Annotated in this window: 13 protein-coding genes; 7 read left to right on the top strand and 6 right to left on the bottom strand. The window is 52.8% G+C overall.

Annotated features, from left to right (window positions below; genetic code table 11):
• The first annotated feature begins 204 nt into the window (after nt 1-204).
• Nucleotides 205-999 (top strand): winged helix-turn-helix domain-containing protein, encoded by a 795-nt coding sequence (locus ACLBVC_RS04090; protein WP_410148286.1) that lies wholly within the window; start codon nt 205-207, stop codon nt 997-999.
• A complete protein-coding gene (locus ACLBVC_RS04085) occupies nt 996-1,487 on the top strand; it encodes a FidL-like protein (RefSeq protein ID WP_410148285.1) in 492 nt (163 codons plus the stop codon). Before ACLBVC_RS04090 ends, ACLBVC_RS04085 begins: the two co-directional genes overlap by 4 nt.
• A gap of 638 nt (nt 1,488-2,125) precedes the next feature.
• Here ACLBVC_RS04085 and ACLBVC_RS04080 read toward each other — a convergent pair.
• The 3 genes from ACLBVC_RS04080 to ACLBVC_RS04070 are packed head-to-tail and all read right to left on the bottom strand — an operon-like array spanning nt 2,126 to nt 4,460.
• Entirely contained in the window at nt 2,126-2,353 is a 228-nt protein-coding gene (locus tag ACLBVC_RS04080) for a non-oxidative hydroxyarylic acid decarboxylases subunit D (RefSeq protein ID WP_410148283.1), read from the bottom strand.
• Between the two features lie 29 nt (nt 2,354-2,382).
• A complete protein-coding gene (locus tag ACLBVC_RS04075; RefSeq protein ID WP_410148281.1) occupies nt 2,383-3,813 on the bottom strand; it encodes a non-oxidative hydroxyarylic acid decarboxylases subunit C in 1,431 nt (476 codons plus the stop codon).
• 59 nt (nt 3,814-3,872) lie between these two features.
• Nucleotides 3,873-4,460 carry a non-oxidative hydroxyarylic acid decarboxylases subunit B gene (locus tag ACLBVC_RS04070; RefSeq protein ID WP_410148280.1) on the bottom strand — a complete coding sequence of 196 codons (588 nt, stop codon included), beginning with the start codon at nt 4,458-4,460 and terminating at the stop codon, nt 3,873-3,875.
• Nucleotides 4,461-4,615: 155 nt separating this feature from the next.
• On the opposite strand from ACLBVC_RS04070, the gene ACLBVC_RS04065 reads away from it, so the two are divergent.
• Nucleotides 4,616-5,029: a MarR family winged helix-turn-helix transcriptional regulator gene (locus tag ACLBVC_RS04065; RefSeq protein WP_410148279.1), complete on the top strand. Its 414-nt coding sequence runs from the start codon at nt 4,616-4,618 to the stop codon at nt 5,027-5,029.
• 11 nt (nt 5,030-5,040) lie between these two features.
• Nucleotides 5,041-5,574, top strand: coding sequence for an isopentenyl-diphosphate Delta-isomerase (idi, locus tag ACLBVC_RS04060; protein WP_410148277.1), 534 nt, complete (start codon nt 5,041-5,043; stop codon nt 5,572-5,574).
• Here idi and ACLBVC_RS04055 read toward each other — a convergent pair.
• The 3 genes from ACLBVC_RS04055 to ACLBVC_RS04045 all read right to left on the bottom strand — a co-directional run bounded on the left by ACLBVC_RS04055 (nt 5,527) and on the right by ACLBVC_RS04045 (nt 7,596).
• Nucleotides 5,527-6,063 carry a P-loop NTPase family protein gene (locus ACLBVC_RS04055; protein WP_410148276.1) on the bottom strand — a complete coding sequence of 179 codons (537 nt, stop codon included), beginning with the start codon at nt 6,061-6,063 and terminating at the stop codon, nt 5,527-5,529. The genes idi and ACLBVC_RS04055 overlap by 48 nt on opposite strands.
• 257 nt (nt 6,064-6,320) lie before the next feature.
• Nucleotides 6,321-6,596: a cupin domain-containing protein gene (locus ACLBVC_RS04050; RefSeq protein WP_410148274.1), complete on the bottom strand. Its 276-nt coding sequence runs from the start codon at nt 6,594-6,596 to the stop codon at nt 6,321-6,323.
• Nucleotides 6,597-6,738: 142 nt separating this feature from the next.
• Nucleotides 6,739-7,596: an SDR family oxidoreductase gene (locus ACLBVC_RS04045; RefSeq protein ID WP_410148273.1), complete on the bottom strand. Its 858-nt coding sequence runs from the start codon at nt 7,594-7,596 to the stop codon at nt 6,739-6,741.
• 110 nt (nt 7,597-7,706) lie between these two features.
• Here ACLBVC_RS04045 and ACLBVC_RS04040 point away from each other — a divergent pair, with 110 nt between their 5' ends.
• From ACLBVC_RS04040 to ACLBVC_RS04030, 3 genes are all read left to right on the top strand, one after another.
• Entirely contained in the window at nt 7,707-8,126 is a 420-nt protein-coding gene (locus tag ACLBVC_RS04040) for a winged helix-turn-helix transcriptional regulator (RefSeq protein ID WP_410148271.1), read from the top strand.
• 114 nt (nt 8,127-8,240) lie between these two features.
• Nucleotides 8,241-8,807 carry an antibiotic biosynthesis monooxygenase gene (locus tag ACLBVC_RS04035; protein WP_410148269.1) on the top strand — a complete coding sequence of 189 codons (567 nt, stop codon included), beginning with the start codon at nt 8,241-8,243 and terminating at the stop codon, nt 8,805-8,807.
• Between the two features lie 14 nt (nt 8,808-8,821).
• Nucleotides 8,822-10,693, top strand: coding sequence for an amidohydrolase (locus tag ACLBVC_RS04030; RefSeq protein WP_410148268.1), 1,872 nt, complete (start codon nt 8,822-8,824; stop codon nt 10,691-10,693).
• Nucleotides 10,694-10,702: the final 9 nt, after the last annotated feature.

Below are 10,702 nucleotides of genomic sequence, written 5' to 3'. Positions count from 1 at the left end.
TTCAGCAGAATTTACCGGATAATTAATTATCTACGGCAACAAAATTACCCACACATAAATAATGGACAACAGCAAGAAGGAGAGAAAATTTAACGATATTTTCCCGAAGTACGAATATAAGATTTTAATTTGTATACTCTTAATCTGAGACACCTTTTCTCAGAAGACCACTTGAACGACTTCATGGATATCTAACAGGGTCAGATGAAATATCTTATTGATAATAAAATAGAATTCAACTCAGACGACGGGTCGCTCTTTTATCCCGCCAGCAAAGATATTATAAAACTCACTCTGCCGGCGTCGCGCCTTCTGGAAGAGTTTCTGTTGTCGGACGGGCGTGACCTGACCCGTGATTACTTACTGGAAACCGTGTGGGATCGCCACGGTTTGCAGGCATCAGGCAATAATCTTAACCAGTACGTCAGCATCCTGCGCCGCAATCTGGCGATGCTCGACTGCCATGAGCTGATTGTGACGCTGCCAAAAGTCGGCTTCAGGCTGAATACCAGCATCAGCGTGATGCCGGTAGCGGAGACAACGCAGCAAGAAAGCGCGCCGGTGCCCCCGACGCCACTTCCGCCTTCTCAGCCCCAGGCTCCTGAAACGCCGGTTGTCACGGCTGCGCCAAAAAAGAAAATCCTGCCGGTCATTTTGGGGGCGCTGATCGTATTGTGCGCTGCTGCTTTCTGGCTTTGGGAATATCAGGATGAACATGATGAGAAAACAGTGGTTACTCACAAGGAAAGCGGTTGTGAAGTGATTTTTCTAAAGGACATTTCTGAACGGCGTCAAAAGGATGCTATGCAGGAAGTAGCTAATATTATGAAGAAAAATGGCCTTCAATGTCACAAAGACAATGTGATTATTTATAACCGAGAGGTGACAGTGTCCAATCTGGACACCCGCCGAACATTACTGTCTCTATGCGTCCTGGGGAAGAACAGAGAAATTATCTCCTGTGATAATTTTTATCATTATAAATGGATCAAACCATGAGATACCTGAAACCTCTGCGTTTTTCTCTATTACTGCTGGCTGTAGTCATCATCGCCTTAATTTTGGCGTTACTCTTCCCGCGTAATTCTGTGCCTTCGCTTAACTGTAAAGGCTTTGCCAGATGGAGTATGGATCTCGAACGAGGAGAATTAATTTTTTCACTCAATGAAAACCTTCAGTTTTACGGGAAGGATAAAGGTATTGTGCAGTACGAAGGCAATGTGAAATCCCCGTCGAAAAATACCTATCTGGAGCGCACGGTCTATCTGACTCACGGCGTCAGGGTCGACAGTAAAACCTATCACTTCACCATTGAAAAAGTGACACCGTCACCGCTGGACACCACGCCGGATGCCGACTTCAATCAGCTGTGGCTTGAAAACAGCGGTGACAGCAGATCGATAAATATCGGAGTGAGAAATATCCGTGACAGCGCTTATGTGATCAGCAGCCCGTACGCGCCACAGTTCGTTTGCGTGGCGAATTGAGAACGTCAGTCCGGAATAAAAATCTATTTATATCGGTATAATTTTATTTAAAATCTATAAATCGCGTTAATGTAGCGAAATACTTCAAATAGCCGTGTAACAGCGGCGTCAAAAATCGAGATCTTGAGGGCAAAACCTTGGGTTGCCCCCAAACAGCTTGAAGCGCCAGCTTGGTGTAAGTTTCGGTTTTTCAATTGCGGTGATCGCTCAGTGGCCGGGGGCTGTTCCCCAATATAACAGTGGATTGGTTTGCTCCTTCTCTTGCAAAAGGGGCAGACAATTGAGTCGCTACAACCAACACCCCATCCCGCCCTTCTTCTCGTGAGAGGGGAAGGAGTCAATTCAAAATCAACCTGCATGAATCTTCCGAACGACATAGCCTTTGGCCGCTTTCAAAAATCACGCCGCAGGAGTGGTGGAAAACCGAGCGTGTTTTTGCGAGGTTTGTAACCCGAACGAAGGGTACCGCGCAGCGGCGGGATTTTGCGGCACTAACCGGAATTTCTGGAACATAGCCAGCGAGCGGCAGCGCGCCGTTAAAAAGCGCGGGTGTACAGAGGGCGCGAGCGTTAACGCGCCCTTTGGGCCAGTTTGGGCGGCAAGCCCAAGTTCTTGAAGTTTTGGGTGGCAACCCAATACTATTCCCCTAAAAGCGGCGGCACCGACGGCACCATCGGTGCATTATCTATATCCGCCTGCGTCATCCGGAACGCCTCCGGATAATGCTCCCGGCTGGTGCGCCGCAACGGCTCCGTTGACCGCCAGGTGTATAAACAATGCTGGCACTGATGTACCGTCCAGACCCCTTTCACCGGCGATACCGCCATCAGCTCGATATGCTCGCCGGCACAACGTGGACAAATCATAATCACTCCTTCACTCAGTCAGTTAATGCTCAGGCCTGACGGCCCGCCAGCAGAGAATTCAGCTTCACAACCCAGTCTTTGGTTTCCGGTAAATCACGTACCGGCTGGCTGTAATGCCCACGGTTATCCGGCGCGACCGGCGTGGTGGCATCGATGATCAGCTTGTCGGTGATCCCCGCCGGAGAAGACCCCGGATCCAGCTCCAGTACAGACATGTTCGGCAACTGAACCAGATCGCCCGCTGGATTTACTTTCGCGGAAAGGGCCCACATCACCTGCGGCAGGTTGAACGGATCGACGTCCTCATCCACCATAATCACCATTTTCACGTAGCCCAGCCCGTGCGGCGTGGTCATGGCGCGTAAACCGACCGCGCGCGCAAAGCCGCCATAGCGTTTTTTGGTAGAGATAATCGCCAGCAGCCCGTGCGTGTACATGGCGTTAACGGCCTGAACTTCCGGGAATTCGGCTTTGAGTTGCTGATACAGCGGCACGCAGGTCGCCGGACCCATCAGGTAATCGATTTCTGTCCACGGCATCCCGAGATACAAGGATTCGAATACCGGTTTGGTTCGGTACGACACTTTATCAATGCGCACAACGGTCATGTTGCGGCCACCGGAATAGTGCCCGGTGAATTCCCCGAACGGCCCTTCGATTTCACGTTTGCGGCCTTCGATAACGCCTTCGAGGATCACCTCTGAACCCCACGGCACGTCAAAACCGGTCAGCGGCGCGGTAGCGATCGGATACGGTGCCTGACGCAGCGCACCGGCCATTTCATACTCTGACTGGTCGTATTTTAGCGGCGTTGCGCCCATCAGCGTGATGATCGGGTCGTTGCCCAGCGTGATAACAATCGGTAAATCTTCGCCGCGCTCTTCGGCTTTATGCAGATGCAGCGCGATGTCGTGCATCGGCACCGGCTGTAGCCCGAGCTTGCGTTTGCCCTTCACTTCCATCCGGTAAATACCGACGTTTTGTTTGTCAAAACTGTCCGGGTCAGTCGGGTCGCGGGAAACGACGCAGGCTTTGTCGAGATAGAAACCGCCGTCGCCGTCATTCAGGCGGAAAAGCGGCAGGATGTCGAACAGGTTAATGTCTTCGCCATCGACGGTATTTTGCGCCCACGGCGGATTATCGCGGCGCTCCGGTTTCACCGGGAAGGTATCCCAGCGGCGGATGTATTCGGCAATCTGTTCGTTGGTCGATGTAGTGGGCGGCAGCCCCATCGCAATCGCATGGTTTTGCCAGGAACCGAGCGTATTCAGAGCGATACGGGCGTCGGTAAACCCTTCCACATTGTCAAAATACAGGGCGGGTGCGCCTTCGCCGATACGACCGGTGGCGTTAGCCGCCGCGGCCAGATCGGGCTCTGCTTTCACCTGTTCGGTGATTTTCAGCAGTTGTCCGTTTTCATCCAGTGCGCTCATAAAGCTGCGCAGATCATCAAAAGCCATCTCGACTCTCCTGTTTCGGTTGAAGGATTACTACGTGTTTAGAATTTAGAAATTGAATGCTATAACGTGACGATGTCACTTTTTGGCGATAACCCGGCCCAGCGTTTTGCACGGTGATATTCAAGGCCAAACTGGTCGAGTACGCGGGTCACGATATGGTCGGTAACATCCTGAATTGTCTCGGGATGGTTATAATAGGCTGGCATCGGCGGCACGATCGCCGCGCCCATTTGCGACAGCGCGAGCAGGTTTTCGAGGTGAATGGTGCTGAGCGGTGTTTCACGCGGAACCAACACCAGCTTGCGGTTTTCTTTCAGTACGACATCCGCTGCACGGCCGACCAACCCTTCAGCATAACCGGCGCGGATCCCGGCAAGCGTTTTCATGCTGCACGGAATAATAATCATGCCGTCGGTTTTGAATGAACCGGAGGAAATCGTGGCAGCCTGATCGGCAGAATTGTGCGTGAAATCAGCCATTTCAGCGACGTCCCGTGCGGTATAAGGCGTTTCCAGCTCAATGGTGGCTTTCGCCCATTTCGACATCACCAGGTGCGTTTCTACTCCGTCGATTTCCCGCAGTGCTTTCAGCAGCGTGACGCCCAAAGGTGCGCCCGTCGCACCGGTCATTCCCACAATCAGTCTCATGCCACCCTCACTCACGTTAGCCTTTTTGAATATATTGTTCGTATACGAACTATTTTTACCTTATACTCATTTTCAAATCCCCGCAATGGTCTGTCGCATTCGAGATCCATAGATTGCTAAGATAGGATGAAACCATAAGAAAGCCGGGAACGATGATGAGCACACAATTGAGACAGGAAGCCTTTCACTTAATGCGTAAGGTATTCCAGCAACACACCGCGAGATGGCAGCAATGCATTCCGGATCTGACCAAACCTCAGTACGCGGTATTGCGCTCAATTGCTGAAAACCCGGGCATTGAACAGGTGCAGCTGACCGACGTTGCCATCAGCAGTAAGGCCACGCTGGCGGAAATGCTTTCACGACTTGAGTCACGCGGTTTGTTAATCCGTGAGGCGGATCCGGCAGATAAACGCCGGCGTTTTATTACCCTGACCGGGGAAGGAAAAGCGGTTCTGGCCAAAACCCAGCCGCTCGGCCAGCAGGTAGACACCGAGTTTTTGGCAAGACTTTCTCCTGATGATCAACAGCATTTGGTTCGCCTGTTGAAAACGATGATGGAGGAGTAACGGAGAGTTTTATGATTGAAGAAGTCGTGTTGCTTGATGTTAAAAATCAACCGGCCGGTACCATGGATAAAGCGCTGGTGCACAACGCTCAGACGCCATTGCATCTGGCTTTTTCCTGCTACATTCACAACGATCGCGGTGAGTTACTGATCACGCGCCGCTCCCTGAACAAAATCGCGTGGCCCGGTGTCTGGACGAACTCCGCCTGCGGGCACCCGCTTCCCGGCGAATCATTGCAGGCAGCCGTTTACCGTCGATGCCAGTATGAACTGGGTTTATCGGTTGAAAAAATCACCTCGCTGATCGGGGAATTCCAGTACATCGCGACGGATGCTTCCGGGATTGTCGAGAACGAATTCTGCCCGATTTTTTCCGCATTTTGCCGTAAGACTCCCGAGCCACGCGACACGGAAGTCATGGATTATCAGTGGGTAAAACCGGAAGATTTGCTGAACAGCGTACGTGCAACACCTTGGGCATTCAGCCCGTGGATGGTGTTACAACTGGGTCAGATTACGGAGAAAAACCTGAGTCTGCTGGGGTGAACGTAAGCGCACAAAACGAACATGCTGCCAGTCAGGATCCTCTAGCAATGCCTGATACTGGCGGCGGTTTTTGGCGAAGGTTTTCAGCGTCCACAAAATAATAGAATCCCGGCTGAAAAAGCTTTTGCGAAACGTCTCACGATTTCCCGTTCCTGGCCAAAGTTCCTGCTGATGCCATGCGCGTGTAGCGGCACGTTTCACCGCCTGAAACAGCGTCCGCCCGAACGAGTAATCCACCCAGATAATCAGATCGATTTCCCGCCATTTCACGGGCTGCGTGCGTTTATAATTGCCGTCCAGCACCCAGCCTTCACTGGCGGAAAGCCTTTCGCCGAGGCGGACGAAAAACTCCTCATCCGGCGTGCCCTGCCAGTCCGGCCGCCAGAACAATGCGTCCAGTTCGATATACGGAATATTCAGCTTCTGAGAAATCCCGCGCGCCAGTGTTGATTTCCCGCTTCCGCTGGTGCCAATGACATTGATTTTCACTGAAGAATTCTCCGCTCGCTGTTTTTCTCGCCAAAAAGGGCGCGTATTCTGCCGCGAAATTAATCGGTTGTATAGCGAGGGAACGTTGAAAATGTGTTGCCACATTTAGCAGAAAACAGATTCATCCTACACACAACCTTCACATTAAATGATTATTATAGAGCTCATCTGTAGCCTGCTACAGACGATTTAAGGTTTTCCCCTTGTAACTCATTCCAATGCCCGTTTCCCCTGACGGGCATTCTTTTATCTGCAATTTACTGCAGGCTTTTACGTCCCGAAAGGTAGCGGACGCCCTGATCGCCGAACTCTTCCTCGTGCATTTCATTGGGCTGAAGATGAAAAATCTCTCCGGTGCAATAGGTTCTGATCCCGTTTTGGGTGGTGATAGTGATTTCTCCGCTGAGGATAAAAGCCATGGCTTCGAACGGGTGAGCGTGTTTTTCAAGACGGATAAGCGGTTCCCGCTCGACCAGCACCGGTTCGTCAAAACCATTATCGACGAGCAGTAGTCTGAATTCATTTTCTGTCATAGGTTCACCTGAGTATTTATGCGGACCTTCTGATAATACCAGATGGGGATTCGCTTAACAGACGGCGGGATCAGGAAGAAATAAAAACGGCCCGCAAAATTGCAGGCCGCTGAGTAATACATAGTGAACAACATTTAATAAATCAGAGTGATTTCAGCGTCCCGGCAATCACGTCTTTTGCCGGTGTCGTTGGGCGACCAATCAGTTTGCTCAATGTATGGGAATCATCAAACAGACCGCCTTTCGCCGCGCCAGTATCAGAATCTGCCAGCATATTCGCCAGCCAGTCCGGCAAACCGGCACCGATCAGTGCTTTTGCAAATTCCGCTTCCGGCAGATTGACGTAATCCACTTTTTTACCGGACTGCTTCGCGATTTCTGCGGAGAATTCAGCCAGCGTATACGCCTCATCACCGGCTAATTCGTAAACTTTACCCGCCTGATTATCAAGGGTCAGCACTGCGGCGGCCGCTTCGGCATAATCCTGACGTGCGGCAGAAGCAATACGCCCTTCGCCGACGGCACCGATAAACGCATTGTGTGCCAGTGCAGGCGCTACGCTTGCCGCGTAGTTTTCCGTATACCAGCCGTTGCGCAGCAGAACGTGAGGCACGCCGGATTCGCTCAGTGCTTTTTCCGTCGCGCGGTGTTCCACGCCCAGGCCCAGCGGGCTTTTGTCCGCGTGCAGCAGGCTGGTGTATGCCAGCAATTTAACGCCTGCGCGTTTCGCAGCGGCAATCACCGCGTTGTGTTGTGCTTCTCGCTGACCGACTTCGCTGGAAGAAATCAGCAGCAGTTTCTCAACGCCGTTAAACGCGGAATCGAGTGTTGCAGGCTGGCTGTAATCGGCCTGACGTACTTCAACACCTAAATCAGCCAGATCTTTGGCTTTTTCCGGGCTGCGCACAGCAGCAATAATCTGATTAGCTGGCACTTTCTTCAAAAGTGCGGCAATAACGAGGCGGCCCAACTGGCCGGTAGCACCGGTAATTGCAATCATTTTGTTTCTCCAAAAAGTGTTTTATTCAACATGAGGCCCGAAAGACGCTGGCTCTGAAAACATCCTATGCGATATACTAACTTTTCGTAAGTACGCACCAAAAGGTTAGTATGAAAATAATTCCTTCCGACATACCGGCAGAGCGTTTGCCTCTCACAGAACAGATCCGCCGGGGCGAAGTGCTCGACCCGAATTGCCCTTCCCGCGAAATCCTCCGGCACATTACCAGCCGCTGGGGTTTACTGATTTTGCTCGCCCTGAGCGATGAAACGCTGCGCTTCAGCGAACTGCGCCGCAAAGTCGGGGGCGTCAGTGAGAAAATGCTGGCGCAAACATTACAGTCGTTAGAAGAAGATGGCTTTGTTGACCGCCGTTCGTTCCCGGTCGTGCCGCCGCACGTTGAGTATAGTCTGACCCCGCTGGGTATTGAGGTGAAGGATCAGGTTTCCGGGCTGGCGAACTGGCTGGAATCGAATTTGCACCGCGTCATGAAGCAGCGCAGCCTGCGCGTGGTCGGGGAAAATGAGTAACAAAAAAACTTAACAAGAAGGCCAAAATTCTCACCTATCATTGATTCCACTCGCCAACTAATATCATTTCATTGATTCGATAAATGATTTTATTTTCAACAGGTGAGGTGGTTAATGTCCCAGTCTCAGACCCACAAACAGCACGTCACGCTTGTCATTACGCACAAAGTTGCGCCTGTCCGTGAAGCAGAGTACGAAACCTGGCTGAATAAAATCATGCCGCAGGCGAGTACCTTTCCGGGCCATCTGGGCGTCAACGTTATCCGTCCGAGCCGCAGCGGCGATGCCTACACCATTCTGGTCCGCTTCGACACGCTGGAAAATCTCAACGCCTGGCACAAATCAGATCTGCGCAAGCAGCTGGTGGATGAAGTCAGCCCGCTGCTTTTACAAAGCGACAGTACGGAAGTGCGCCCCGGTGCTGAATTCTGGTTCACCCCGCCCAGCGCCACGGTTCGTCCTCCGGCACGCTGGAAGCAATATCTGCTGACCCTGCTGGTGATTTACCCTTCAACGCACATCGTTCCCTGGTTTTGGGGTCTCATTTTACCGCAGCTCAAAGGCACGGAGGGCGGCCATTTACTCAATGACGCGTCCGTCGTTGCGCTGGTGGTATTCCTCTGGATGCCGATTATTACCCGAGTTTTCCATTCATGGCTGACGCGCACAACCGCGCAATGACAGGAGCTTTTCCAATGACTCGTTTTGCTTCCCTGATCTTAACCAACGGTAAATTCCATACCGTTGACCGCGAAAAACCGCTGGCGAACGCTGTGGCGATCAAAGACGGTAAATTCCTTGCCGTCGGCACAGAAAATGAAGTGATGCAGTTCGCCGATGCGGGCACGCAGGTGGTTGATTTGCAAGGTCACACAGCGGTTCCTGGTCTTAACGACTCGCACCTTCACCTGATCCGCGGCGGTCTGAATTACAATCTGGAATTACGCTGGGAAGGCGTACCTTCTCTGGCCGATGCGCTGCGGATGCTCAAAGATCAGGCCATGCGCACGCCAGGCCCGCAGTGGGTTCGCGTCGTGGGCGGCTGGACTGAATTTCAGTTCGCCGAACGCCGCATGCCCACGCTGGATGAAATCAATCAGGCTGCGCCGGATACGCCGGTTTTCATTCTGCATCTCTATGACCGCGCTCTGCTCAACCGCGCCGCGCTGAAAGTAGTCGGCTACACCAAAGACACGCCAAACCCGCCGGGCGGCGAAATTCAGCGTGACAGCAACGGCAACCCGACGGGCATGCTGATTGCCAAACCCAACGCGATGATTTTGTACTCGACGCTGGCAAAAGGGCCAAAACTGCCGCTGGAACAGCAGGTGAATTCCACACGCCAGTTTATGCGCGAACTGAACCGTCTCGGGCTGACCAGCGCCATCGATGCGGGCGGCGGCTTCCAGAACTATCCTGAGGATTATCAGATCATTGATGAACTTCATCAGAATAATCAGCTGACCGTGCGTATCGCTTACAACCTGTTTACTCAGCGCCCCCAGCATGAGCTGGATGATTTCAAACTGTGGACCGACATGCTGAAACCCGGTCAGGGCACAGATTTCTACCGTCATAACGGCGCAGGCGAAATGTTAGTGTTCTCGGCAGCGGATTTTGAAGATTTCCTGCAACCGCGCCCGGATTTACCGCCGGGTACGGAAGTGGAACTCGAGCGCGTGGTGCGTCATTTGGTCGAACACCGCTGGCCGTTCCGCCTGCACGCCACGTATGACGAATCCATCAGCCGCATGTTGGATGTGTTTGAAAAAGTGAACAGCGATATTCCGTTCAACGGCCTGCACTGGTTCTTCGATCATGCGGAAACCATCACCGAGCGGAATATTGAGCGCGTCAAAGCGCTGGGTGGCGGGATTGCGGTACAGCACCGCATGGCATTCCAGGGGGAATATTTCGCTGAACGCTACGGACTTGAAGCCACTAAACACACGCCACCGGTGGCGAAAATGTTGTCCGCCGGTTTACCGGTCGGGCTGGGCACCGATGCCACCCGCGTCGCAAGCTACAACCCATGGACCGCGCTGTACTGGCTGGTTTCCGGCCGCACGGTCGGTGGAATGGCGATGTACGATGACGACGCCAGAATCGATCGCGAAACCGCGCTGATGCTTTGGACGCAGGGCAGCTCGTGGTTCTCCAGCGAACAGGGCAAGAAAGGCCAAATCAAAGCCGGGCAACTGGCGGATCTGGCCGTGCTTTCAGAAGATTTCTTCAGCGTGCAGGAAGAACGCATAAAAGGCATTGAATCAGTGATGACGGTGGTAGACGGGAAAGTGGTGTACGCCGCAGGTGGATTCTCTCCGCTTTCACCACCCGCGATCCCGGTTCTGCCGGACTGGTCGCCGGTCACCACCGTGCCAGGGCATTACCGCTCCGCTCCCCCGCAAGGTGCCGCACGCGTCGGGCTCGTTCGTCAGGCTCACCAGTGCGTCGGCCCTTGCGGCGTGCATAAACACAGCCACGATATCGCCCGCAGATCCGATGTCCCGGTCTCAGACGACAACGCCTTCTGGGGTGCACTGGGATGTTCGTGCTTCTCTTTCTGAGGGTGTTGT

Source organism: Rahnella selenatireducens (assembly GCF_046449555.1).
In the GTDB taxonomy this organism is placed as follows: domain Bacteria; phylum Pseudomonadota; class Gammaproteobacteria; order Enterobacterales; family Enterobacteriaceae; genus Rahnella; species Rahnella selenatireducens.
The sequence above is the reverse complement of the archived record's forward strand: the minus strand, read 5'-3'. Positions and strand labels throughout refer to the sequence as shown.